Genomic DNA, 23,839 nt, shown 5'->3' on the forward strand with positions numbered 1-23,839 from the left:
CTCGATCAGCAACGAGTCGAGGCTTCCGCGACAGCCGCAATCCCATGTCTGACCAGCGGAATCCGCACACGAGGTTCGGAAAGAGAACGACCTCTAAAGCCGTGGAGCCGACCGCCCCAGCCACAGAGGGGTTTCCTACCTCAGCCCGCATGCACGCAGCGCGCCGCCGGGCGCGGCCAGCCGGGGCGAAGACAGGAGGCAGGCCGCGCCGCAGAGGCGGCGCGCGCCCGCGCCGTGCGCGGGCCTTGATGATGTAGAGAAAGTCTTACCGCGCTACTGATCTGGCATCGAAGAATCGATCACGCAGCCCGGCTCTTCGGCTCTTCACCATGTTCCAGGTACACCGGAGTAGAGCTGGCCCTGGCCTCGACAGCCGCCCGGATGCGTCGGGCCAGTCGTGGGATCGTCTGCTCGGGCAGCTGGTCTGCAGAGACGAAGGCAAAGCTCTTCAGCTCGTCCGGCTGGAGCTTGATGCTCGCCAACTGGCCCTGGCTGAGTTGGCCGCCGTCGAAGAGGTACAGCACCTTGTCGCCCTCGGCCTCGTTGGGGGCCCAGTCGACAGCGAGCAGGCGTCCGATGGGCGGGGTGATCCCCAGCTCCTCCTGGACCTCGCGGATGGCGGCGTGCAGCGGGGACTCGCCGGTCTCGACGTACCCGCCGGGGATCTCCCAGTAGTCCTTGTAGGAGGGCTCCACCATGAGGACCCGCCCGGCGGCATCAAAGAAGAGCGCACCCGCTGCCATGCGCGGGCGCGCCATCTTCGCTTCGTGTGCATTCGGCGCCATGCAGCCGAGGGTACCCAGCTCAGACCACGCGCAGCCTGTCGGCCAGGTCCGCCAGGTTCCGGCTCGGCCGGCCGCGCTGCCCTCGCACCCAGGTGAGCACCAGCTCCCGCGCCAGGTAGTGGCTTCGCACCTGTTCCGGCGCCCAGCTCTCTGCTTCAAGGACCTTCGCGAGTGCGTCGTCCATTCGGTTGTAGGCGCTGAGGGCCCGGGCTACTTCGAGGTTGTGCCGCGTACGGCGTTCCGTCGGCAGTCCTGTCGTGTCGATCTGCGGGCCGAGGTCGACCGCGACCTGCATGTCGCCCAGCTCGGCCGCCGTTGCTACTCGGTGAATGGCGACGTTCGTCGGGATGCCCGAAGGCGGTCCAGACGTGATTGGCGTCGGTGCCGAGTCGGTCGGCTGCCCGTTTCGCCTCGTCCAGGAAGGTGCGCGTCGTTTCCCGGTCGTCCGCACGGGCTGAGGCCATGGACCCCGCCAGAAACAGGGTTCCGTAGATGGACAAGAGCTCGGGCGTCGGTTCCTGGAGACCTGGACGGAGGTATTCGCCCGCGTCCCCGACCAGCTGCACGGCTGCGTCGAACCGGCCGTTGGACAGCAGGCAGTGCGCGACAGAACGGAAGAGAGAACCGGTGACGACCGGGTTGCCGGACTGCTGCGCTGCTGCCAATCCGCGGTCGGCTGCGATCCACGCCAGGTCGGTCTCACCAAGCTTGGTGAGCACCATGGCCGCGCCCTGGTACGTCATGGCTGTCAGCTCGTGTGCCCGCTCTCGCTCCCGGCCCTGGTACGACTGGGCGGCGATGAGTGCGTCGGCCAGCAGCAGCGGCAGGCGCCGGGTCGCGAAGCCGTAGCGCGATTCCTGGTAGGCGTCCCAGACCTCTGCGACGTTGCGGCTCAGCTCGTCGAGCGATGTCGGTTCGCCTTCGGTGGCGACGCCCAGCAGCGGTGTCAGCTGGCGGTAGTTCATGAGGGCTGAGCGGAGTGCCGGCACCGTGCGGGTGCCGCTGTCGGGCGTCCACTCCAGGAGAGTGGGTTCGGCCAGCAGGTCGCCGAGCGTCACGTCCAGGGCGTCGGCGAGCGACTTGATGACCGAGAGCCGGTCCAGCTCGATCCGGTTGTTCTCCGCCTTGCTCAGCCAGTCCACCGTGCGGCCCACGAGTCCGGCCAGGACCTCTTGGGAGATCCCCCGCCTTCGGCGGTACCAAGCGACTCGTTCACCGATCGTCAGGTTCGTCGTCATTCCGCGCATGGCTAGAGCGTCTTCCCATCTCCCTATGGGACCCCGGAGGAATTTTCCGGGGTACTGCGCCGCCTCGCCCCTAGCGTCGTAGCTACCCCGAGAGGTCGCCAGGCCGAACAAGCGACGAAGGAGCCACGATGCCGCTGACGCCGGCCGAAGTGGTGGAGCTGACCCGAGAAGTGAAGGAGCTGGCCGAGGAGGTGAACGTCATCGCACACCGTGCCAACGAGCTGGTCAGCCGTCTTGCGGCTGCTTACGCACCAGCTGCTCAAGCTGATCCATCCGCTCCGCGAGCCGACGCACCTCGCGCCGTACGTCGGACAGATAACCGGCGATCTCCTCGAACTCCGGGCTGTGCTTCGTCTGGCGGGGCTCCTCGGGAAGGGTGACGAAGCTGCCCTTGCCCTGGTGGGAGATCGCGTAGCCGTCTTCACGCAGCCGGGAGATCGCCTGGCGGGCCACGGTCCGCGAGACGTCATGCTCGTTCATCAGCTCGGTCTCGGACGGCAGCTTGGTGCCGGGTTCCAGCTCTCCCTGCCGGATGCGCCTCTTGAAGTCGTCGGCGATCTCCAGGTACTTCGCCCGCCCGGTGAACTCGGCCATAGCCCCTCTCAGTGCTTGTCGCACTAAGTGCAGCACATCCAACCGACACCCGTCGAGAAGCACTTGACGTACTAAGTGCGTCAGGTGCACTCTCGTGACAGGTCGACGTACTAAGTACGTCAAGTTCTACCTTGAGGAGTGCGCTCATGCGTCAGATCCCCGTGGACACCTCCGCCGCGACCGTGATGGTTGCCAAGCCCCCGCAGCCCAAGGTGAAGGACCGCCGTACCGGCGAGATCGCCACCGACGTCGAGACCGGCGCGAAGCTGATGACCGTCGACGTGATGTTCGCGGCCAACGACGAGGTGGAGATCCTTTCCATCACCGTCCCCGAGCCGGGCATCTCCGGTGAGCTGACCATGGGCACCCCGGTCGCGCTCACGGGCCTGATCGCCCGGCCGTGGGAGAACGACTTCAACGGCCAGAAGCGGCACGGCATCGCCTTCCGCGCCGTCGCGGTCACGTCCCTCGTCGCCGCTGCCGCGAACTCCAAGGCGGCCTGATCATGGCCGCGTTCACGGTCGCTCTGGTGCTGATCGTCGCCGCTGCGGGTCTCCTGCGGTGGCGGCGCCCCGCCTGGTACTGGATGACCTTCGGCGTCACCCTGGCAAGCCTGCGGGTCCTGATCCGCTACGCCTCCGTCATGGACGCCTGCGGGCTGACCGTCCCGCCCTCACGCTGGCGACTGGCCTTAGCCCGGATGACCAACCGGCCGGTCCCCGAGTCCCGCTCACCGCGCATCCTGCGCTTACGCCCGACCCGGACCGGCCTGGTCCTGCGGCTGGGACTGCGCCCCGGCCAGGACGCCTTCGACGTCGCCGCCGCCTCGGACCGGCTTCGGCACTCCTTCTCGATGTACGGCGTCACCTCGCGTGAGCTGCGCTCGGGTGTCGTGGAGGTGCGGATGACCGGCTACGACGTCCTCAAGCGGGTGCAGATGCCCGCCAAGGTCGACACCCGGCCGATGCGGGTCCCGGTCGCCCTGCGCGAGGACGGCTCGGTGCACTACCGCGACTACCGCGCCGTCCCGCACGCCCTCACCCTCGGCGCCACCGAGTCGGGCAAGTCCGTCTACCAGCGCAACCTGGTTGCCGGGCTCGCCCCGATGGACGTCGCCCTGGTCGGCATCGACTGCAAGCAGGGGGTTGAACTGTTCCCGCTGGCCCGCCGGTTCTCCGCCCTTGCCGACAACCCCGACACCGCAGCCGAGTTGCTGGACGCGCTCGTGTCCCGCATGGAAGGGATATACCAGCTTATCCGCGCCGAACAGCGCATCACCGCCGCGGTGCCGGACGCCGAGATAGCCGCCGACATCTGGGACCTGCCCGACCATCTACGGCCGGTGCCGGTCGTGGTCCTGGTCGATGAGGTCGCCGAACTCGCCCTGTTCGCCAGCAAGGACGAAGAGAAGCGGCGCGACCGCATCATCACCGCCCTGGTCCGCCTCGCCCAGCTCGGCCGTGCGGCCGGCATCTACCTGGAAATCTGCGGCCAGCGCTTCGGCTCCGAACTCGGCAAGGGCATCACCATGCTCCGCGCCCAGCTCACCGGCCGAACCGCCCACCGCGTCAATGACGAGACCAGCGCCAACATGGCCTTCGGCGACATCTCCCCGGACGCCGTCCTCGCCGCCATCCAGATCCCTGCCGAACTGCGCGGCCTTGCCATCGCCGGGGACTCCACCGGGGGCTGGCACCGTATCCGCGCCCCGCACACCTCGCTCCGGCAGGCCGCCAACACCTGCAACCGGCATGCCGACCGCACCCCGGACCTGCCCGAGCTGGCCCCCTTCCGGCCCGAGTTGACCGCCACCGCTGCAACCGCAGTGCCGCTGTCCAAGACCGCTCCCGCCACGGCCTGACTTCCCCCGCCTCCACGGTCGGCGCGATCGTCCTTCGCGCCAGGTCCCTACCCCTGCCATGCCTGAAGAAGGAGAGGCCCTCTCATGCCCCAGTCACTGACCGTGCTGGATGACCTCCTCCCCGATGACTTCCTCGGTCAGCTCGCTGCCCTGAGGGAGGCACGTGATCAGCTGGACCAGCAGATCCGCGTCTACCTGGCCTACGGTCGGGAGTTCACCGGCCCCCGTCCCTACACGCTGGCGTCGCTGGCTGAGGCGGCCGGGCTGTCGATCTCCGGGGTCCGCACCGCCTACACCTCCGCTGACCGCGACGCCGTGGCTCGCGCCCTGGGCCGGAGCCCTCGGAGCCGGTCATGAGGACGTCCACCCGCCCGCTCCGACCGGACGCCGTCCTCGTGCAAGCCGTGATTGCCGGGGCCCTGTCCTTCGCCCACCTGCACGACCTGGCCGCCGCTGCCGGACAGGACGGCTGGAAGGCCTGGGCCTACCCCGTCTCCGTCGACCTGCTCCTGGTCGCCGCCTGGCGACGGCTCCGCAGCGAGGGCCCCTCCCGCCTGGCCTGGTGCTGGTTCCTCATCGCCCTGTTCGCCTCGCTGGGCGCCAACGTCGCCACCGCCGGATTCCTCGACCTGACCGACCCGCCCGCCCTGCTCCGCCTCGGCATCGCCGGATGGCCCGCCCTGGCCTTCCTCGGCGGCACCCTTCTCGCCCACTCCGCCAAGCAACCGACGACCGAACCGCCGGCACCCGCCCCGGCCCCGGACCCCGAGATCGCGGACGGCCGCAAACCGGCCCCCGAACCCGCCCCGGACCCGGAGTCCGCCCCGGCCCCGGTGGAGGAACCGGCGGCGCTTCCGCCCGCCGACCCGGCGCCAGCGGTTCCCGCCGTTCTCATCGACCACGCCCGCAAGGTCGCCGCCGACTACCGCGACCGCACCGGCGCCCCCATCGACACCGACACCCTGCGCGCCCGCCTCGGCGTGCCGCCCCACCTCGCCGACGCCATCGCCGCCCAGCTCGCCTGACCCGGAAGGAGAACCAGCCGCCATGCCCGCCCGCGACAACTTCCACTCCGTGACACGGATCGGCCCCGTGCAGATCGGCACCCACCGCGACCGCAACGGCCGGACCAAGTACGCCGCCGTGTGCACCGCCGACCGCTGCGGCTGGTCCGCCGACTACTCCAGCCAGACCGCCGCCCAGCTCGCCGCCCGCACCCACCGCTGCCGCGTCCGCTAGGAGACACCGTCATGCAGGTCCCGCTCTGGTTCGCCCTGGCCGTCGTCGGCTACCTCGGCGTCAAGTTCCTCCGCCCGCCCTGGTGGCTCGTCGCCGTCCTCCTCCTCGGCGGCTACCTCCTCGCCGACAGCGTCCTCGCCCCCGCCATCGACACCGCCCTCACCAAGTAGCGAAGGGAGAACCGCCCATGCTCCGCCCGAAGATCCCCACCATGCCCACCCCGACCGGACTCGTCTCCCCGCCCGCCGTCATCGAGCCGACCACCGAGGTCCAAGCTCACTCCTGCATCCTTCACGACGTTCTTGAACCCCACGAACTTCAGCGCCTTCTTGACATCACTCGGGGAGGTGCCGGCTGCGACTGCCAGGTCGGTGATTTCCCGTTGCCGAACTTCGGGCGTCCTGGGTGGCGTGAGACCCAATAGTTGATGCATCCGATCGGAGTGAACGTTGCTGTCAGCTTGCAAGGACAGTCTTCGCTGAATGCGCAACAAGCGGTTCGACGGGGAAAGAAGCCACACTGCGCGACAGGCATTCTCAAGCGCTGCTCGCAGAAGGGTCGCTTGAGCGTAGATGTGGAGTACGACAGAAACGGATCGCTGATCAATCGCTTGATGCTGATCACCTACCAATGTCGACCGTAGACACTGCAAGTGATCGACGCCAACCCCGAGCGCCTGCCACGCCAGATGCGACAGGCAGTATGGGTGGGTCTTGGCGTCATCAGTGGCCAGAGAGCTGCCTGACGCAACTTCCCAAGCCTTTGAGTCCGCAGTGATCACGGCCTCGTAACGCTTCATGCTCTCTAGGAGCACAAGCATCGACCGAACGATCGGGTCTTCCCTGGGCGAAAAGCTCACGCGCCGAAGATATGGCCGATTGCTGCTCATCGCGAGGCAGTTTCGCGGTTTGCCTCAACCTGCTCTCTGCGTCGGGCTCATGGCTGGCCGTACGCCCCGAGTCGGCCCTGCGGGTGGTACGACGGCCCAGGGACGGCCCGGCCGCCTAACCCTGCAACCCGCCCGGCGAGAAATCTGCTGGTCAGAAGCCAAGTCACGTCCGCTCACTGCCAGTTCTCCGGGCTTAGGCATGGCCTTACCAGTGTCGCAGATCCAAACGGGTGGCCCGCCGAGTCCGTGACGCGGCCGTTCCTAGTCGTCGTCGGTGTCCCAGCTGCCGCCCCGGCTCCGGCTCTTCTGGGCGCTGCTCACCAGCTCGCCCGCGCCGCGCGTGAGGGCAGCGACGACCCGGACCCAGCGCGGGCCGCCGCGCTCCGCCCACACCACGCACACGCAGCCGCCGATGACGAGGGCCAGGACGCCGAGCAGTAGAAAGATCATGTTCCCCCCTGTTTTCCTGCGTACTGTGCCATGCAACGGGTCACCACGTCACGGGCAGAGTCCTCGGCCCGCGGATCAGACCCTGCCGTTGGAACTCGACCTTTTCGGGTGGCACGGCCAGACGGAGGCCGGGGAACCGGGCGAGTACGGCGCCGATCATGACCTCGGCCTCCATGCGGGCCATGACGGCGGCCAGGCAGTGGTGCGGGCCGTGTCCGAAGGCCACGTGGGCGAGGTTGTCGCGGTCGAAGTCCAGGGCGTCCGGGTCGGGGAAGACCCCGGGATCGCGGTTGGCGGCGAGATAGGCGTTGTAGACGACGTCACCGGCGCGGATCAGCCGGCCGCCGACCTCCACGTCCTCCGTGGCGACGCGGGGGATGCCGACGCCGTTGCGGTGCGGGACGTAGCGGAACAGTTCCTCCACAGCGCGGGGCAGCAGCTCCGGTTCGCGGCGCAGCCGGTCCAGGTGTCCGGGGCGGGTGAGCAGCGCGTACATCATCGAGCCGCTGTTGTTGCGAACCGCGTGGCCGCCGCTGACCTGGACGGCGATGGCGAGAGAGATCGCCTCGTCGTCGGTGATCTCGCCGGCCGCGGCGGCCCGCGCCAGCACGCCGGCCAGATCGTCGCGGGGGTCCTCTCGGCGCCTCTGGAGCAGTTCGGTGATCCGGGCCCGGGTGGTCCGGGCCGCCTCCTTGGCCCGCTCCTCCGACTCGGCGCCCGCGGACAGCAGGGCCTCGCCCGTCGCCGCCCAGCGGTGCCAGTCCTTCTCCTCCACGCCGAGGAAGTCGCGGAGCACGGCTATCGGGAAGGGGCCGTGCAGGTGTTCCACGAGGTCGGCCGGGGCACCGGCGTGTTCCATCCCGTCGAGGAGGCCGGCGGCCCTGCGCTCCGCGAGCGGTCGCAGCCGCCGCATGCTCTGCCCGGTGAACGCGCGGGCGACGACCCGGCGCAACCGGGTGTGCCGGGGCGGATCGATGTACTGCAGGCCCGCCGTCTGCGAGGCCACCGGCACCGGGCGCATGGTGGTGACGGCGCGGCCGACGACCCGTTCCCGGGAGAAACGCGGGTCGGAGGTGACGAACCGGACGTCCTCATACCGCGTGACCAGCCACGCGCACCCCTCCCCGTACGGCAGCTTGATCCGAGCGACCGGCTCCTCCCGCGACAACACGTCCAGGAACGGATCGGGAGCGAGCGCGGGCAGATCCTCGACGGGCCAGAACCGGACGGGCGGGGGTGGTGGGGTGGGGGCGGGGGCTGGGTCGGCGCCGCTGAAAGCGCGGGCCCGGTCGGCGGAGGTGGGGACGGAGAAGGGCGCTGGGTCGGCAGCGCCCGGGACCCGGTCGGCCGAGGTGGGCGCCGGGTCTGCCGACGTGGGCGTGGGGTCGACGGGCATCGGCTCACTCCCTGCTGCGTCGCCGGGCGGCGGTGGAACGGCCGTCCTCTGAGGGAGTCTGCCGCGCGTCGCCGCCGGCCGCCGATTCCTGTTGCGGCAACCGGGTGCCAGGGCGCCCAAGCACGACACCGACCACCCACCCCCGCTACAGCAACCGGGCGCGGCGGGGATGTCCGGGTACGACGTCGGCCCCCGCCCTGTTTCAGGACGGGGGCCGAAGAGCCGTACCGTTCAGGGAGACCGGCCGCTCACGTGGAGCCGACGAAGATCACCATCAGCAGCCACACCACCGGCGCCGTGGGCAGCAGCGAGTCGAGCCGGTCCATGATGCCGCCGTGGCCGGGAAGCAAGGTGCCCATGTCCTTGATGCCCAGGTCCCGCTTGATCATGGATTCGCCGAGGTCGCCCAGCGTGGCGCTGGCCGCGACCGCGAGGCCCAGCAGCAGGCCCTGCCACCAGCTGCCGTCGTCGATCAGGAACCGCATGCACAGCGCGCCGGCGACCATCGCGAACAGCACCGCGCCCAGCAGTCCCTCGCGGGTCTTGCCGGGGCTGATGCGCGGCGCGAGCTTGTGCTTGCCGAAGCGCCAGCCGATCGCGTAGGCGCCGGTGTCGCTGACGACCGTCAGGATCAGGAAGGTGAGCACCCGCCAGGGACCGTCGTCGGCGGTGAGCATCATCGCGACGAACGTGGCCAGGAACGGCACGTAGAACGCGGCGAAGAGGCCGGCGGTGACGTCCCTGAGGTAGTTCTCCGGTGGCTCCGTCATCCGCCAGACCAGCGCGGCAAGCGCCGTCAGCGCCATGGCGACCCACGCGCCCTCGGCCCCGCGCACATAGCCGGCGACGACCATCGCCGCGCCGCCGACCGCGAGCGGCACCAGCGGCGCCTTGATGCCCTTGCGCTCCTGGAGCCTGCTGGTCAGCTCCCACAGGCCGACCACGACGGCGACCGCGATCACGCCCACGAACACGGCCTTGACGATGAACAGGGAGGCGACGATCACCACACCGAGCCCGACGCCGACGCCTATGGCCGCGCTCAGGTCACGGCCCGCGCTCTTCTTCTGCGGCGCTGGCGCCGGCTGCGGGACGTCGGGCATGGGCTCCGGGTTCTGGGTCTCGGCCGGGAGTTCCCGGGCCTGGAACGTCTCGTCTCGGAACAAGGGACCGCTCAGCCGAGCGGCCCCCCGGTCGTCGTCCTGGTCTCCTCCGCCATACGCGGGGGCGTCCGGCACGATGGGCATGGGGCGAGTCTGCTGCGCCTCAGGCGCATCGTATGCGGGACCCGCCGGGCCGGCCCCCGGGACGGGCTGGGCGGGCCCACCCCCGGTGGGCTCCCAGTACCCGGCCCGGCCCGCCGATGGCGGCGCCCCCCAGGAAGAGTCGCTCATCAGACTTCGAGCAGCTCCGCTTCCTTGTGCTTGAGGAGCTCGTCCACCTGGGCGACGTACTTCGCCGTCAGGTCGTCGAGTTCCTTCTCGGCACGGCGGCCCTCGTCCTCACCGATCTCGCCGTCCTTGACGAGCTTGTCGATGGCGTCCTTGGCCTTGCGGCGCACGGAGCGGATGGAGACCTTCGCGTCCTCACCCTTGCTCTTGGCGACCTTGATGTACTCGCGGCGGCGCTCCTCGGTCAGCTCGGGGAACACCACGCGGATGATGTTGCCGTCGTTGCTGGGGTTGACGCCCAGGTCGGAGTCGCGGATGGCCTGCTCGATGTTGCGCAGCGCGCTCTTGTCGAACGGGGTCACGACCGCCATGCGCGGCTCCGGCACGGAGAACGAGGCCAGCTGGTTGATCGGCGTCGGGGCACCGTAGTAGTCGGCCACGATCTTGTTGAACATCGCCGGGTGCGCACGGCCGGTGCGGATCGCGGCGAAGTCCTCCTTGGCGACCACGACGGCCTTCTCCATCTTCTCCTCGGCTTCGAGGAGGGTCTCTTCGATCACCACTTGCTCCTGCGTGTCTTGAGTAAGGCCCGGCTGCGGTTCCTGAAGTCGGTCGGCGGCCGGCTGCGTCGCGTCTTCTTCCTGCACGGTTCCCGACCGGCAGGACATTGTCCATCCCCCGGCCAGGGTCCGGCCCCCTCACAGGGCCGCACATCACCGGCCGGGTTTATCCCGGGTCAGTCCCGGCTGCCCTGGTCACCCACCAGCGTGCCGATCTTCTCACCCTTGACGGCGCGGGCGATATTGCCCTCCGCGAGAAGCTCGAAGACGAGGATCGGGAGCTTGTTGTCGCGGCACAGCGTGATGGCGGTGGCGTCGGCGACCTTGAGGTCGCGGGTGATGACCTCGCCGTAGCCGAGGGCGTCGAACTTGACGGCGTCGGGGTTGGTCTTGGGGTCGGAGTCGTAGACCCCGTCCACGCCGTTCTTGCCCATGAGCAGCGCCTCGGCGTCGATCTCCAGGGCGCGCTGGGCGGCGGTGGTGTCGGTGGAGAAGTACGGCATGCCCATACCGGCGCCGAAGATGACCACGCGGCCCTTCTCCAGGTGGCGCACGGCGCGCAGCGGGATGTACGGCTCGGCGACCTGGCCCATGGTGATGGCGGTCTGCACGCGGGACTGGATGCCCTCCTTCTCCAGGAAGTCCTGGAGGGCCAGGCAGTTCATCACGGTGCCGAGCATGCCCATGTAGTCGGAGCGGGCGCGGTCCATGCCGCGCTGCTGGAGTTCGGCGCCGCGGAAGAAGTTGCCGCCGCCGATGACGACCGCGATCTGGGCGCCGTCGCGCACGACGGCTGCGATCTCGCGGGCGATCTTGTGCACCACGTCCGGGTCGACGCCCAGGCCCCCGCCACCGGAGAAGGCCTCTCCGGACAGCTTCAGCAGAAACCGGCCGCGTACTTTGCCGTCGTCGCTCTTCTGGGCCTTGGTGGTCATGGGGATCCCAACTCTTTCACGTGTTGCACATACGAAGAAGGCCATTGCCGATGGGGTTGCTTTTCGCTCCCATGCGCGGCAATGGCCTCCTCGTCAGATCTGCTGCCGTCCGCCCCACGCCGGGGTGTGGCGGTGTGCGCGGACGACTGCGGTCGACCCTATCGAGATTTCCTCGTGGATTTCTCCGGGGTCGCGCGTCGATCGCGGTACGGACTCAGATGCCGACCTTGATGCGCGAGAAGCGCTTCAGGGTGACACCGGCCTCGTCCAGCACCTTCTGGACCGACTTCTTGTTGTCGAGCGCGTACGGCTGGCCGAGCAGCGTGGCGTCCTTGAAGAAGCCGTTGAGACGACCCTCGACGATCTTGCCGATCGCGGCCTCGGGCTTGCCCTCGGCGCGGGTGGTCTCCTCGGCGATGCGGCGCTCGGACTCGACGACGTCGGCCGGCACGTCCTCCTTGGAGAGGTACTTCGGCGCGAAGGCGGCGATGTGCTGGGCGACGCCCTTGGCGACCTCGGCGTTCGGCTTGTCCAGCTCGACCAGGACACCGATCTGCGGGGGCAGGTCGGGCATGGTGCGGTGCATGTAGGCGGTGACGTAGCCGTCGGAGAACTGCGCGAAGCGGTCCAGGACGATCTTCTCGCCGAGGTTGGCGTTGGCCTCGTCCACGAACGCCTGGACGGTCTTGCCGGGCTCGATCTCGGAGGCCAGCAGGGCCTGGAGGTCGGCCGGGTTCGTCTTGGCGACGTGCTCGGCGATGGCGTTGGCCACGGCCTGGAACTTCTCGCCCTTGGCGACGAAGTCCGTCTCGCACTTCAGCTCGACCAGGACACCGGAGGAGTTGTCGTCGGCGATGATGGAGACCACGGCGCCGTTCTCGGCGGAGCGGCCCTCGCGCTTGGCGACGCCCTTCTGGCCCTTGATGCGCAGCGCCTCGACGGCCTTCTCGACGTTGCCCTCGGCCTCGTCCAGCGCCTTCTTGCAGTCCATCATGCCGGCGCCGGTCAGCTCACGGAGCTTCTTGACGTCGGCGGCGGTGTAGTTCGCCATGAGTCTGTGAGTCTTTCTCGAAGTCTGGTTTAGATCCGCACGGTCGCGACCCACATGTAGTCGCGGACCGCGTACGTCGTGCCGACCTACGGGTGAACAGCGGGGGCGGAGTCATGTCCCGCCCCCGCCGTCGAACGCTGACGGACCGGCGTCAGGCCTGCTCGGCCTCGGCGGCCGGAGCCTCGGCGGCCGGAGCCTCGGCGGCCGGAGCCTCGGCAACCGGAGCCTCCGCGGCCGGGGCCTCGGCAGCGGCCTCGGCCGGCTTCTCGGCCTCGGCGGCCGGAGCCTCGTCCTTCTTCTCACCCTCGAGCAGGTCGCGCTCCCACTCGGCGAGCGGCTCGCCCGCGGCCTTCTCGCCCTTGTCGCCGGTGGCGACGCCGGAGCGGGCGATGAGGCCCTCGGCGACGGCGTCGGCGATCACGCGGGTGAGCAGGGTGACGGAGCGGATCGCGTCGTCGTTGCCCGGGATCTTGTAGTCGACCTCGTCGGGGTCGCAGTTGGTGTCGAGGATCGCGACGACCGGGATGTTCAGCTTCCGGGCCTCACCAACGGCGATGTGCTCCTTCTTGGTGTCCACGATCCAGACGGCGCTGGGCACCTTCTGCATCTCGCGGATACCACCGAGGGTCTTCTCCAGCTTGGCCTTCTCGCGCGAGAGCACGAGAAGCTCCTTCTTGGTCAGACCGGACGCGGCGACGTCCTCGAAGTCGATCTGCTCGAGCTCCTTGAGGCGCTGCAGACGCTTGTAGACGGTCGAGAAGTTGGTGAGCATGCCGCCCAGCCAGCGCTGGTTGACGTAGGGCATGCCGACGCGGGTGGCCTGCTCGGCGATGGCCTCCTGCGCCTGCTTCTTCGTGCCGACGAACATGACCGTGCCGCCGTGGGCGACGGTCTCCTTGACGAACTCGTAGGCGCGGTCGATGTACGACAGCGACTGGAGCAGGTCGATGATGTAGATGCCGTTGCGCTCGGTGAAGATGAAGCGCTTCATCTTCGGGTTCCAGCGACGGGTCTGGTGACCGAAGTGGACGCCGCTCTCCAGCAGCTCCCGCATCGTGACGACGGCCATGGCCGTTTCTCCTTGGTGTTCTCGGTTGTGCCGCGCCCGCCGGACGGCGGACGCGCCTGACGCCCGCGATGCGCCGTGCCACGAGGGACCGAGGGGCGCTTGGTACGAACCGTTGCCGGCTGCCGTACCGGGGCGTGCGAAGTCGACCCGGTGACCCGGATCGCCAGAAGAAGTGTACGGGACCGGCGGGGCACCGGGTGACGCAGCTGTCCACAACCGGCGAGTGGTCCACAGGGTCAGGCCATGATCGGCGGGTGTGCGGGACGGTGTCGGCATGCGACGAACGATGCGATGTGCGCCGCTGTGGCCGGCGCTGCTGCTGGGGTGGGCGGCGGTCCTGCTCATGCCTCTGGCCTGGGCGGACACGCCTCCCGTGGTGCCGCCGCCCTCTCCGACGGCCCCCGTGGCGCCCGTGGCCCGCGCCTGGCCGGTCGGTGTCCGCCCGCCGGTCCTGCGCGGCTGGGAGCCGCCGGCGACGGTGTACGGCCCCGGTCACCGGGGAGTGGACCTGGGAGCGTCGGCCGGGGCGCCCGTACGGGCGATCGCACCGGGCCGGGTGCTGTTCGCGGGGCGGGTGGCGGGCAGGGGCGTGGTCTCGGTGGAGCTGCGGGGGACGGATCTGCGGACGACGTACGAGCCGGTGCGGGCTTCGGTCCGGAAGGGGGAGGAGGTGGCTGCGGGGGCGGTGGTCGGGGTGGTGGAGCCGACGGGGTCCCACTGCGGGACACGGACGTGCGTGCACTGGGGTCTGCTGCGGGGTGACGCGTACGTGAACCCGCTGTCCGTGCTGCCACCGTGGCTGCTGGGCGGGGGGCCGTCGAGGTTGCTGCCGGTTGTGTCCTGACTGCGGGTGCGTGGGGGCTGGTCGCGCGGTTCCCCGCGCCCCTTCGGGGCGCTCCCCGGCTCCCCGGCTCCCCGGCGACGACGGAGGGGCTCAGCCCCTCACACCGCGCAGCGCCATCGCCACGGCCGCGTCCGTCACCACCGTGGGATCCTCAGCCGCGCCCAGCTCGATACGCCGTACCGCCGCGTCCACGACCCCCTGCAGCAACATCGCGGCCAACCGCGGCTGCCCGTGCCCCAGCTCCTCCAGCGCCTCGACGATCATCGCGACCAGCCCCCCATGGGCGGCCCGGATCTTCTCCCGGGCCCCGGCATCCAGCTCACTGGCGGAGATGGCGACGACCGCCCGGTGCCGCCGGTCCCCCACCAGCGCCAGCTGCTGCCGCACATACGCCTCGACCTTGCCCTCGGCCGTCCCGGCCCGTTCCATCGCCGCCGCGACCTCCGCCGCCCACACCGGGAAGTCGACCTCGCACAGCTCCTCGACCACCGCGGCCCGGGACCGGAAGTACTCGTACACGGACGACCGCGCCAGCCCCGTCCGCTCGGCCAGCGCGGGAAAGGTCAGCGCCTCCGTCCCGCCCTCGGACAGCAGGGACCGAGCCGCGTCCAGCAGGGCGGCTCGCTGCATCGACCGGTGTTCGGCCACGGAGGCCGCTCGAATCCTTGGCACGCCGACCACTTTACGGACACGCCATCCCGGAAGGGAGCAGTCAGCGCCCGAAGCTCGCCAGCTTGGCCCGCAGCTGGAGTACCGACTTGGTGTGGATCTGGCTGACCCGGCTCTCGGTCACTCCGAGCACGTTGCCGATCTCGGCGAGGGTGAGTCCCTCGTAGTAGTACAGGGTGACGACGGTCTTCTCCCGCTCGGGCAGCGTGTTGATCGCCCGCGCCAGGAACCGCCGCAGCTCCCGGTCCTCGGCCACCTCCACCGGATTGTCGGCGGCCGTGTCCTCCAGCGTGTCCATCAGGCTGAGCCGGTCCCCGCCCTCGCCCCCGACGTGCAGCAGCTCCTCCAGGGCGACGACGTTGGCCAGCGACAACTGACTGAACACGGCGTGCAGTTCGTCGACCTCCATGCCCAGCTCGGCGGCGACCTCACCCTCCGTCGGCGTCCGCCGCAGCCGCGCCTCCAGGGTGGCGTAGGCGCGCTCGACGTTCCGCGCCTTCTGCCGGACCGAGCGGGGGATCCAGTCCAGCGCCCGCAGCTCGTCGATCATCGCGCCGCGGATCCGGGTGATCGCGTACGTCTCGAACTTGATCTCCCGGTCGATGTCGAACTTCTCGATCGCGTCGATCAGCCCGAACACTCCCGAGGAGACGAAGTCGGCCTGCTCCACATTGGGCGGCAGCCCGACGCTGACCCGGCCGGCCACGTACTTGACCAGCGGCGAGTAGTGCAGGATCAGCTGCTCCCGCAGCCGGTCGTCCCCCGTCGCCTTGTACGACCGCCACAGCTCGTCGAGTGTCGAGGGAGCGGGCGGTCGCACGCTGCCACCGTCGCGGGCGGCTGGGGGGATCGCCGCCCGGTCGGACCCGGAGGTGTGCTGGGGCATTCGTCGCCTTGTGCCGTTCTGCCGTGAAGTGCCGTGAAGTGCTGTGGAGTGGGTGAGGGTGAGGTTCCTGGGGTGAAGTGGGGCTGCCTGGGTGAGCTGACGGTCTGATGTGGGGTTGGCGCGATCTGCGCCACCGCCTTCGTGAGCGTAGCGTGACTGAGGAGTCGCGGTGCGCGAACAGGGCTGCGCCACCCGTGCGCGGGGCGCTCGCGCCGGTCGGGTGACCCCACGGCGGGGCTCGCTCTGCGTGACCGGCCGGAGGCGCCAACTCCGGGAAACCCCAAGGGTGTCGGGGGTTCCCCCGGACGGCCGAACGCCGTCGGTCAGCACGGACGGTGACCGTTCCGGACCGAGATCATCGCCTGGCGTGTCAACTTCCAGCCATCGCCGTGTCGTTCGACGTAACCAAGTGCTCGGAGTTCGTACAGTCTCGCGATCGCCTCCTCCCGCGTGGTGCGCGCGCCGAGCGCGATCTCGTCGGCGGGGGCCGCTCGGTTGCCGGGGAGGGCGGCGAGCACGGTTCGGGCGGCCGGTTGCAGCAGGTCACGCGGGAGGACGGGGCCCCGGCGGGCCGGCGCCAGTTCACCCATGTCGCCCACGAGTTCGATGACCTCCGTGGCATCGGTGACCAGGGTGGCCTCTGCGCGCAGCAGTTCGTGCACGCCGACGGAGAGGGCGCTGGTCACCGGGCCGGGGACGCCCATGGTGAACCGGCCCAGGCGCTGCGCGGCCCGCGCGGTGGCCAGCGAGCCGCTGCGGCAGGCCGCCTCCACCACGACGGTGCCCCTGGTCAGTGCTGCGATGACGCGGTTGCGGAGGATGAACCGGCTGGGTGTCGGATGATCGCCCGGCGGCAGCTCGCCCACCACCAGTCCCTGTTCCGCGATACGGGTGATCAGCGCGGCGTGGCCGCGGGGGTAGGGCTGGTCGACGCCACAGGCCAGGACGGCGATGGTGGCGCCGTGGGTGGCGAGGGCGCCGCGGTGGGCGGCGCCGTCGATGCCGTACGCCCCGCCCGAGACGACGACCCAGCCGCGCTCGGCGAGACCGGATGCGAGGGTGGCCGCGGCTTGGGCGCCGTACTCGGTGCAGGCGCGGGCGCCGACCACCGCCACGGACCGCAGCGCCCACATCCGCAGGTCCGCCCGGCCCCGCACCCACAGCCCGAGGGGCCGCGCGTCCCCGAGGTCGTCGAGCTGTCGGGGCCACTCGGCGTCCCCCGGACAGACGAACCGCGCCCCGGCGGCCCGGGCCGCCTCCAGATCCCGCTCGGGCTCGGCCCGCCGGGCCCGCGCGACGAGCCCCGCCCACCGGGTCCCGCTCACCCCCGGCAACGCGTCCCCGCCGCACCGCAGCCGCCGCACCACCTCCCCCACCCCGAACTCCCGCACCCACCGCCCACCGACCTCATCCCCCGCCTCGACAACCCGCCCGAGAAACACCCGCCCGAGCAGTTCGGCGCCGGGATCCTCCGCTGCGGTCATGTCAGCGCTCCGATGGCCATCGGTACCCCGCGGGGGACACCGGTGCGCAGTTGCAGGGCCAGGGCGACGTCGGTGGCGTCGGGGCGGTCGTGTCCGACGAGGTCGGCGACCGTCCAGGCGACGCGCAGGACGCGGTCGATCCCGCGGGCGGTGAGCACGCCCCGTTCCAGGTTGCGTTCGGCGTCGTCCATGGCCCCGGCGGCGGCGTGGTACCGGCTGCGCAGTTCGCGGCCGGGCACTTCGCTGTTGGTGCGCCAGGGGGTGCCGGCCAGGCGGGCTGCCGCCCGCTCCCGGGCCTGCCGTACCCGGTCGGCCACGGTCGCCGTGGACTCTCCGCGGGCGCCGGGCTCGGTGAGCTGGGCCCGGGTGACCGGGTCGACCTCGACGCGCAGATCCACCCGGTCCAGCAGCGGGCCGGACAGCCGGGACTGGTAGCGGCGGATCGCCGAGGGCGGGCACTCGCACAGCGAGTCGCGGAGCGAGAAGCGCCCGCAGGGACAGGGGTTGGCCGCCAGAACCATCAGGAACCGCGCCGGGAACCGGACCACACCGGCGCTGCGCGCGATGACGACGTGTCCCGACTCCAGTGGCTGGCGCAGGGCGTCCAGGGTCTGGCTGTGGAACTCGGGCGCCTCGTCCAGGAACAGCACGCCGCGATGGGCGAGGGACACCGCGCCGGGCCGGGCGACGCCCGGGCCGCCGCCGACGAGTGACTGCATCGTCGCCGAGTGGTGCGGGGCGCAGTAGGGGGCGACGTCGATGAGCGGCTTGCCCGGGGGCAGCAGCCCGGCGACCGAGTGCACGGCCGTGACCTCCAGTGACTCTTCCCGGATGAGCCGGGGAAGCACGGCGGGCAGGCGCTCGGCGAGCATGGTCTTGCCCGCGCCGGGCGGTCCCTCCAGGAACAGGTGGTGTCCGCCGGCCGCGGCCACCTCCACGGCCGTGCGGGCGGAGATCTGCCCGACGACATCGGCCAGGTCGTGATCGTGGTCGTGGTGCGCGGCGCCGATGCTGTGCATGCCGGTGGCGGCGCCCGTGCCCGGGACGCGCAGTCCTGCCAGGAGGGGATCGGGCCGGCCCTGCTCGTCCGGTGTCTCGTCGGGGACGGGCTCGTCGGTCAGGACCGCGATGAGCTGCCGCAGGCTGCGGACGCCCAGCACGGACACACCGGGGACCAGCGAGGCCTCGGCGGCGGCGCACTCGGGCACGACCACCTGCTCGTACCCGGCGTCGGCCGCCGCGAGGACGGCCGGCAGGATGCCCCGGACCGGGCGCACCCGGCCGTCTAGCCCCAGCTCTCCGATCATGACGATGTCGGCGAGGACCCGGGGATCGATCCGTTCGGCGGCACCGAGCACCGCGCAGGCGACGGCCAGGTCGAACCCCGAGCCGGCCTTGGGGACGGAGGCCGGGCTGAGTCCGACGGTGAGCTTCTTCTGCGGCCATTCGCCGCCCGAGTTCACCACCGCCGCCCGCACCCGGTCGCGGCTCTCCGTCAGGCTCTTGTCCGGGAGGCCGACCAGGGTGAAGGCCGCGACTCCTGGTTCGAGGTCGGCCTGGACCTCGACGACCACGCCTTCGACGCCGACCAGGGCGACCGAGCACGTACGGGCGAATGCCATTCAGGCCACCCCCCGCGCGTGCTCGACGGACGGTGCGCCCCGGCGGGGCAGCAGGACGCCGACCAGGTCGATGCGGACGCCGCCCGGTGGGGCTCCTCCGTGGGCCTGGATCCAGTGCTCGGCGAGGGTGCGGAGCCGGGCCGCCTTCTCGGGGGTCACCGCGGCCATCGGGTGTTCGTAGCCGCCGCCCCTGCGGGTCTTCACCTCGCAGACGACCAGGGCGTCGCCGTCCCGGGCCACGATGTCGATCTCGCCGGACCTGCCGGAGCGCCAGTTGCGCTCCAGGATCGTCATTCCCTGTTCGGCCAGCCGCCGGGCGGCCAGGTCCTCGCCGTACTTGCCGAGTCCGTTGCGTGCCTTGCTCATGTCGGCACCACCTCCGGCGCCAACGGTCACGCATCCGGCCGAGCGGTGTTGATCTTGGGGGACTACTCAGCGGTTGTGGAAAACCCCGTCACCCGCCCGGCAACTCCAGGTCGCTCTTGTTCAGCTCCTCAATGTTCACGTCCTTGAACGTCAACACCCGGACCTGCTTCACGAAACGAGCCGGCCGGTACATGTCCCAGACCCAGGCGTCGGCCATGGTGACCTCGAAGAAGACTTCGCCCTGTACCGAGTGCACCTGCATCTCGTAGTCGTTGGTGAGGTAGAACCGCCGCTCGGTCTCGATCACGTATTTGAACAGACCGACGACATCTCGGTACTCCCGGTAGAGCTTCAGCTCCATCTCGGTCTCGTACTTCTCGAGGTCCTCGGCGCTCATGGCATGTTCCCCTTCAGCCGTGCGATCCCCCCATTGTGCGCCAGTCCCGGGAACCCTCAGACGATTTCCGTGTCGAGGGTCACGGGCCGGGCGGGGGGACCATCGACGAGCAGCGTGCGCAGCAGCTCGGCGAGTCTGGTCGGATACACCGTCTCATGAGCCCGGGTCAGTTCCTGACACGTCCACCAGCGCGCTTCGGCGACGCTGCGCCGCTCCAGCTCCGTCAGCCCCGTCGCCGCGGTGGCCGTCTGGGTCGTACGGGCCAGGTAGTACCACTCGTCCTGGTCCCAGCGGCGCCCCGCGAACGGGAACGAGCACCGCCGCCGCCAGAGCACGGGGCCGAGTTCGACGTCGGTGATGCCGGTCTCCTCCGCGAGTTCCCGCAGCGCGGCCTCCTCGCGCGTCTCGGCGCCCTCCAGGCCGCCGCCGGGCGTGAACCACCAGTCGTCGGCCGGGTCATCCGGTTCGTGGCCGTGCAGGAGCAGGATGCGGTCCTCAGGGTCGAGCAGCACCACCCGGGCCACCTTCCGCAGGCCGGCCCCGCCCTCGCCCTCGTACGACTCCCCCACCGGCCGCGTGGTCTCAGCGGACACCGGCCGTCTCCGGGCGGGTCGTGCGGGCGCGGGAGCGGCTCACGCGGCCCGCGATCGGGCCGTAGGCGCCGCCGCCGAGGACCAGGACCGCGCCGGCCACGATCAGCAGCTCGATCGTGCGCAGCGGGCCGGGCTCGGAGAGGGCGCCGAGCGTCTCGAAGCCCGTGGGGCGCTTGAGCGTGCCCTTCCAGGGCCAGACCACGGCCTCCACGCGGGCGGACACCGCGTCACGGGACACGGTGCCCTGGGCGGCGTCGGTGAGGTGGGCGGTGGAGTCCAGGGAGCCCTGGCGTTCGTCGCCGAGGAGGAACAGCCGGCCCTCCGGGACGGTCACCTTGGCGAAGTTCTTGATCTCGGCGAGGCTGCCCTCGGGCAGGTACGGCTCGTCGATCTGCTTGCCGTTGACGGTCAGCTTGCCGTTCGTGCAGCAGGAGACGGTGTCCCCGCCCACGGCGACCACGCGCTTGACCACCTTGGCGTTGCTGACCCAAGTCTTGTCCTCGAAGACGACCACGTCGCCGCGCCGCACCTCGTCGCCGTCGACGCGCTGGGCCAGCACCCGGTCACCGGCGTCGATGGTGGGGGTCATCGAGCTGGTGGGCACGGTGTACGGCCGGTAGACCAGCGCTCCCCAGGCGAAGCCGCCGAGGAACAGCACCAGACCCAGCGCCACGGCCAGTCCGGACAGCCGCTGCCCCAGCCGGCTGCCGCCGCCGGCCTGTGCCGGGCCGGTGCCGCCGCTCTGCGGGGCCGTACGCGTCATGCTCTCGCCACCCATGGACCCGCACCCTACCCGGCGGTACCGAACGGGGGCAGCCCCTCTCGCCCAGCCGGGGCGGCTGCCTACCGCCTCTTGAACTCCGGGCGGTCCGCGCGCCTGCGCCACCACACCACCGGAAGGACCGCCGCGACGGCGATGCCCTCGGGGCCCACCGTCAGGGACGCCGCGGCGGAGGACCGCTGGTCCAGGCCGGGCTGGTCGAAGGTGTCCGGGATCGGCAGGGTGCCCCAGCGGTTGATCGGCCAGGCCTTGACGATCGCGCGGCCGACGACCTTGTCGACCGGGACCATGCCGTGGTTCTTGTCGGACTGGTTGTACCGGGAGTCACGGGAGTTCTGGCGGTGGTCGCCCATCACCCAGATGAAGCCCTTGGGGACCTTCACCGTGAACTGACCGCCCTGGTCGTCCACGCTGCACGGCGTGTTGCCCGGGTAGACGTACGGCTCGTTCAGCGCCTTGCCGTTGACCTTCAGCGGGCCGCTGCCCTTGCACTCGACCGTGTCGCCGCCGACCCCGATCACCCGCTTGATCAGGTCCTTCTCCTCCGCCGACGGCATCAGGCCGATCCAGCTGAGGACCTTCTGCACCGGGTTCGGCGTCGGCGTCGGCTCGCCCGCCAGCCAGTTGTCCGGGTCGTGGAAGACGACGACCTCACCGCGCTCGGGCTTGGACCCGAACCACGGCGTGAGCTTGTCGACCAGCACCCGGTCGCCCTGCTGGAGGGTGTTCTGCATCGAGTCGGACGGGATCGAGAACGCCTGCACCAGGAACGTCTTGATCAGCAGCGCCAGGACCAGCGCGATGCCGATCAGGATCGGCAGTTCCTTCCAGAAGGACCGCGGCTTCCTCGGCCGCACGGCCGCCGCGCCCGCGCCCGGGCCGTCGCCGCGCGGCTCCGGCTCGCCCTCCGGCGTGCCCTGGTCGCCCGCCGCCGGGTCATTCCCGGAGTTCATGGCGCTGCCCGGTACGGGAACGTCCGGTTCCACGGGGTGCCCGCGGTGCTCCTCGCCGTCGTGTCCCGACCGTGCGCCAACCGCCACATCCCCCACGCCAACTCCTCACTCTGTGCCGCCGCCTGCCCCGCGCACGGTGCAGGCCCACCACTCCCATAACGAGCGGGAGTTCCGCAGGGGTCGGGAGCTGGGTCATTCCGTTCGGATTCTCGGAAGCAACCCTATGCGACACCTGGGGACCAGCGGTCGTCCCCGGCGCCGAGTCGGTGACGCTTGCGAAGGTTTTAGGTTCTTCCAGGCGCGTCCAGTGACCGACCGGCCAGCCGATGACCATGGCCCGGCCGACCACCGAGTCCACCGAGACGGTGCCGCCGTAGGCCGTGTTCTGGTGGGAGCGGGAGTCCGCGGAGTTGCCCCGGTGGTCGCCCATCACCCACAGCCGGCCCTTGGGGACGGTGATGTCGAAGGGCATGGTGGAGGGCGCGTCCCCCGGATAGAGGTAGTCGCCCTCCGTGAGCGGGACACCGTTGACGGTGACGCGGCCCTGGGCGTCGCAGCACTTGACGTGGTCGCCGCCGATTCCGATGACCCGTTTGATCAGGTCCTTCTCGTTGTCGGACGGCAGCAGGCCGATGAAGGTGAGGCCTTCTTTGAGCTGCTTGACGACGACGGGGTCGTGCTTCTTGGCGGTCTGCTCGTCCTGGAGCCAGCCGCCCGGGTCGTGGAACACGACGACGTCCCCGCGCTGCGGCTTCGAGCCGAACCACGGGGTGAACTTGTCGACCAGGACCCGGTCGCCGATCCGGATCGTCTCCTCCATGGACCCGGACGGGATCACGAACGCCTGCACGAGGAACGTCTTCAGGACGAGCGCGATGAGGACGGCGACACCGACCAGGAGGGGGATCTCCCGAACGGCCGACCGCCTGCGCTTGCGCTTGACCTTGCGCTGCAGTTTCCGGCGCTCCGCGCGTGTGCGGCCACCGCCGGGCGCCGAGGTGCGGCGGGCCCCGGTGGGCAGCAGGTTGTCGGCGGGCGTACTGGGCACCCCCCGTGGTTTGCCCCGGTTACCCATGGCCGCCCCCCGCGGGGACGGCGGGCACGCGCGCGTAGGCGGGCGGCCGGGTCAGATGCGTCCAGTGGCGGTACGGCCACACGATCCAGTCGGCCCGGCCGATGACGTCCCCCACGGGGATCATGCCGCCGCCGGGCGAGCCGAGATGGTCGCGGGAGTCGCTGGAGTCGCTGCGGTGGTCACCGAGGACGAAGAGGCGGCCCGAGGGCACGACGACATCGAAGGGGACGCTGGAGGCACTGTCCCCGGGATAGAGGAACGCCGTCTCGTCGACCGGTCGGCCGTTCACCTCGATCCTCCCCTTCTTGTCGCAGCAGGCCACATGGTCTCCGCCCACACCGGCCACGCGCTTGATGTAGTCGGCGTCCCCGAAATAGCCGGTGCCGTCGAACACGATCACGTCGCCGCGGCGCGGCTGGGCACCGAAACGGTACGCCAACTTGTTTACGAGAACGCGGTCGCCGATCCTCAATCCCTGTTCCATGGATCCGCTCGGAATCTGGAACGGTTGCACCACGAAAGCGTTGAGGGCCAGCGAAAACGCCAGGCAGAGGAAGAGTGTGAGGGTGATCCTGCCGCCGGGCAGCCACTCGGCGACCCGCGGCACCAACGCGAAACGCGACCGGCCCTCCGCCCCCGGAGTACCGGGGTGGGAGGAGCGGTCGCGTTCCGTCGGCTGTGCTTCGGTGTCCATCGGAGCCC

Annotated in this window: 29 protein-coding genes; 7 read left to right on the forward strand and 22 right to left on the reverse strand. The window is 70.5% G+C overall.

Features of this window, described 5'->3' with window-relative positions; translation table 11 throughout:
* Positions 1 to 299 precede the first annotated feature (299 nt).
* From AB0L21_RS10380 to AB0L21_RS10395, 4 genes are all read right to left on the reverse strand, one after another.
* A complete protein-coding gene (locus tag AB0L21_RS10380) occupies positions 300 to 785 on the reverse strand; it encodes an NUDIX hydrolase (protein ID WP_365783352.1) in 486 nt (161 codons plus the stop codon).
* Positions 786 to 804: 19 nt separating this feature from the next.
* Positions 805 to 969, reverse strand: a complete 165-nt coding sequence (locus tag AB0L21_RS10385) for a hypothetical protein (protein ID WP_360091247.1) — start codon at positions 967 to 969, stop codon at positions 805 to 807.
* Positions 941 to 2,023 carry a helix-turn-helix domain-containing protein gene (locus AB0L21_RS10390; protein WP_365783354.1) on the reverse strand — a complete coding sequence of 361 codons (1,083 nt, stop codon included), beginning with the start codon at positions 2,021 to 2,023 and terminating at the stop codon, positions 941 to 943. The genes AB0L21_RS10385 and AB0L21_RS10390 overlap by 29 nt, the downstream gene beginning before the upstream one ends.
* 234 nt (positions 2,024 to 2,257) lie before the next feature.
* The gene (locus AB0L21_RS10395) at positions 2,258 to 2,626 is read right to left on the reverse strand and encodes a winged helix-turn-helix domain-containing protein (protein WP_365783356.1); all 369 of its coding nucleotides are present in this window, start codon (positions 2,624 to 2,626) and stop codon (positions 2,258 to 2,260) included.
* A gap of 146 nt (positions 2,627 to 2,772) precedes the next feature.
* Here AB0L21_RS10395 and AB0L21_RS10400 point away from each other — a divergent pair, with 146 nt between their 5' ends.
* From AB0L21_RS10400 to AB0L21_RS10425, 6 genes are all read left to right on the forward strand, one after another.
* Positions 2,773 to 3,129 (forward strand): hypothetical protein, encoded by a 357-nt coding sequence (locus AB0L21_RS10400; protein WP_356861109.1) that lies wholly within the window; start codon positions 2,773 to 2,775, stop codon positions 3,127 to 3,129.
* A 2-nt stretch (positions 3,130 to 3,131) separates the two neighbouring features.
* Entirely contained in the window at positions 3,132 to 4,487 is a 1,356-nt protein-coding gene (locus AB0L21_RS10405; RefSeq protein WP_365783358.1) for an FtsK/SpoIIIE domain-containing protein, read from the forward strand.
* An 84-nt stretch (positions 4,488 to 4,571) separates the two neighbouring features.
* The gene (locus AB0L21_RS10410) at positions 4,572 to 4,844 is read left to right on the forward strand and encodes a hypothetical protein (RefSeq protein ID WP_365783360.1); all 273 of its coding nucleotides are present in this window, start codon (positions 4,572 to 4,574) and stop codon (positions 4,842 to 4,844) included.
* Entirely contained in the window at positions 4,841 to 5,512 is a 672-nt protein-coding gene (locus tag AB0L21_RS10415; RefSeq protein WP_365783362.1) for a DUF2637 domain-containing protein, read from the forward strand. Before AB0L21_RS10410 ends, AB0L21_RS10415 begins: the two co-directional genes overlap by 4 nt.
* A 22-nt stretch (positions 5,513 to 5,534) precedes the next feature.
* Positions 5,535 to 5,726, forward strand: a complete 192-nt coding sequence (locus AB0L21_RS10420; RefSeq protein WP_365783365.1) for a mobile element transfer protein — start codon at positions 5,535 to 5,537, stop codon at positions 5,724 to 5,726.
* Between the two features lie 11 nt (positions 5,727 to 5,737).
* Positions 5,738 to 5,896, forward strand: a complete 159-nt coding sequence (locus AB0L21_RS10425) for a hypothetical protein (protein WP_107066016.1) — start codon at positions 5,738 to 5,740, stop codon at positions 5,894 to 5,896.
* Between the two features lie 980 nt (positions 5,897 to 6,876).
* Here AB0L21_RS10425 and AB0L21_RS10430 read toward each other — a convergent pair.
* The 7 genes from AB0L21_RS10430 to rpsB all read right to left on the reverse strand — a co-directional run bounded on the left by AB0L21_RS10430 (position 6,877) and on the right by rpsB (position 13,467).
* Positions 6,877 to 7,065 carry a hypothetical protein gene (locus AB0L21_RS10430; RefSeq protein ID WP_365783367.1) on the reverse strand — a complete coding sequence of 63 codons (189 nt, stop codon included), beginning with the start codon at positions 7,063 to 7,065 and terminating at the stop codon, positions 6,877 to 6,879.
* Between the two features lie 40 nt (positions 7,066 to 7,105).
* Entirely contained in the window at positions 7,106 to 8,461 is a 1,356-nt protein-coding gene (locus AB0L21_RS10435; RefSeq protein ID WP_365702925.1) for a cytochrome P450, read from the reverse strand.
* A 248-nt stretch (positions 8,462 to 8,709) separates the two neighbouring features.
* Positions 8,710 to 9,855 (reverse strand): phosphatidate cytidylyltransferase, encoded by a 1,146-nt coding sequence (locus AB0L21_RS10440; RefSeq protein ID WP_365702928.1) that lies wholly within the window; start codon positions 9,853 to 9,855, stop codon positions 8,710 to 8,712.
* Positions 9,855 to 10,412: a ribosome recycling factor gene (frr, locus tag AB0L21_RS10445; RefSeq protein WP_365702930.1), complete on the reverse strand. Its 558-nt coding sequence runs from the start codon at positions 10,410 to 10,412 to the stop codon at positions 9,855 to 9,857. Before frr ends, AB0L21_RS10440 begins: the two co-directional genes overlap by 1 nt.
* A 176-nt stretch (positions 10,413 to 10,588) precedes the next feature.
* Complete coding sequence (gene pyrH / locus AB0L21_RS10450; RefSeq protein ID WP_014675284.1) at positions 10,589 to 11,347, reverse strand: UMP kinase; 759 nt, start codon at positions 11,345 to 11,347, stop codon at positions 10,589 to 10,591.
* Between the two features lie 214 nt (positions 11,348 to 11,561).
* Positions 11,562 to 12,398, reverse strand: coding sequence for a translation elongation factor Ts (tsf, locus tag AB0L21_RS10455; RefSeq protein WP_030649019.1), 837 nt, complete (start codon positions 12,396 to 12,398; stop codon positions 11,562 to 11,564).
* A gap of 151 nt (positions 12,399 to 12,549) precedes the next feature.
* On the reverse strand, positions 12,550 to 13,467 hold the full coding sequence (gene rpsB, locus AB0L21_RS10460) for a 30S ribosomal protein S2 (protein ID WP_365783369.1): 918 nt from the start codon (positions 13,465 to 13,467) through the stop codon (positions 12,550 to 12,552).
* 343 nt (positions 13,468 to 13,810) lie between these two features.
* Between rpsB and AB0L21_RS10465 the strand changes: the two genes are divergently transcribed.
* Positions 13,811 to 14,311 carry a M23 family metallopeptidase gene (locus AB0L21_RS10465; protein ID WP_365783509.1) on the forward strand — a complete coding sequence of 167 codons (501 nt, stop codon included), beginning with the start codon at positions 13,811 to 13,813 and terminating at the stop codon, positions 14,309 to 14,311.
* Positions 14,312 to 14,401: 90 nt separating this feature from the next.
* Here the strand turns inward: AB0L21_RS10465 and AB0L21_RS10470 are convergent, their stop codons facing one another.
* From AB0L21_RS10470 to lepB (AB0L21_RS10520), 11 genes are all read right to left on the reverse strand, one after another.
* Complete coding sequence (locus AB0L21_RS10470; protein ID WP_365703115.1) at positions 14,402 to 14,959, reverse strand: helix-turn-helix domain-containing protein; 558 nt, start codon at positions 14,957 to 14,959, stop codon at positions 14,402 to 14,404.
* 64 nt (positions 14,960 to 15,023) lie between these two features.
* Positions 15,024 to 15,866, reverse strand: a complete 843-nt coding sequence (whiG, locus tag AB0L21_RS10475; RefSeq protein ID WP_030649029.1) for an RNA polymerase sigma factor WhiG — start codon at positions 15,864 to 15,866, stop codon at positions 15,024 to 15,026.
* A 323-nt stretch (positions 15,867 to 16,189) separates the two neighbouring features.
* Positions 16,190 to 17,350 carry a DNA-processing protein DprA gene (gene dprA, locus AB0L21_RS10480; protein WP_365783371.1) on the reverse strand — a complete coding sequence of 387 codons (1,161 nt, stop codon included), beginning with the start codon at positions 17,348 to 17,350 and terminating at the stop codon, positions 16,190 to 16,192.
* Positions 17,347 to 18,972 (reverse strand): YifB family Mg chelatase-like AAA ATPase, encoded by a 1,626-nt coding sequence (locus tag AB0L21_RS10485; protein ID WP_365702937.1) that lies wholly within the window; start codon positions 18,970 to 18,972, stop codon positions 17,347 to 17,349. The genes dprA and AB0L21_RS10485 overlap by 4 nt, the downstream gene beginning before the upstream one ends.
* Positions 18,973 to 19,338, reverse strand: a complete 366-nt coding sequence (locus AB0L21_RS10490; protein ID WP_030649037.1) for a YraN family protein — start codon at positions 19,336 to 19,338, stop codon at positions 18,973 to 18,975.
* Positions 19,339 to 19,426: 88 nt separating this feature from the next.
* Positions 19,427 to 19,735, reverse strand: a complete 309-nt coding sequence (locus AB0L21_RS10495; protein WP_014675276.1) for a DUF2469 domain-containing protein — start codon at positions 19,733 to 19,735, stop codon at positions 19,427 to 19,429.
* Between the two features lie 56 nt (positions 19,736 to 19,791).
* Positions 19,792 to 20,328, reverse strand: a complete 537-nt coding sequence (locus tag AB0L21_RS10500) for an NUDIX hydrolase (RefSeq protein WP_365783373.1) — start codon at positions 20,326 to 20,328, stop codon at positions 19,792 to 19,794.
* The gene (lepB, locus tag AB0L21_RS10505) at positions 20,318 to 21,106 is read right to left on the reverse strand and encodes a signal peptidase I (protein ID WP_365783374.1); all 789 of its coding nucleotides are present in this window, start codon (positions 21,104 to 21,106) and stop codon (positions 20,318 to 20,320) included. Before lepB (AB0L21_RS10505) ends, AB0L21_RS10500 begins: the two co-directional genes overlap by 11 nt.
* 65 nt (positions 21,107 to 21,171) lie before the next feature.
* Entirely contained in the window at positions 21,172 to 22,158 is a 987-nt protein-coding gene (gene lepB / locus AB0L21_RS10510) for a signal peptidase I (RefSeq protein WP_365783376.1), read from the reverse strand.
* On the reverse strand, positions 22,046 to 23,137 hold the full coding sequence (gene lepB / locus AB0L21_RS10515) for a signal peptidase I (RefSeq protein ID WP_365702945.1): 1,092 nt from the start codon (positions 23,135 to 23,137) through the stop codon (positions 22,046 to 22,048). The genes lepB (AB0L21_RS10510) and lepB (AB0L21_RS10515) overlap by 113 nt, the downstream gene beginning before the upstream one ends.
* Entirely contained in the window at positions 23,130 to 23,831 is a 702-nt protein-coding gene (lepB, locus tag AB0L21_RS10520) for a signal peptidase I (RefSeq protein ID WP_365783378.1), read from the reverse strand. The genes lepB (AB0L21_RS10515) and lepB (AB0L21_RS10520) overlap by 8 nt, the downstream gene beginning before the upstream one ends.
* Positions 23,832 to 23,839 lie beyond the last annotated feature (8 nt).

It is taken from the genome of Streptomyces sp. NPDC052721 (assembly GCF_040678315.1).
Taxonomy (GTDB): domain Bacteria; phylum Actinomycetota; class Actinomycetes; order Streptomycetales; family Streptomycetaceae; genus Streptomyces.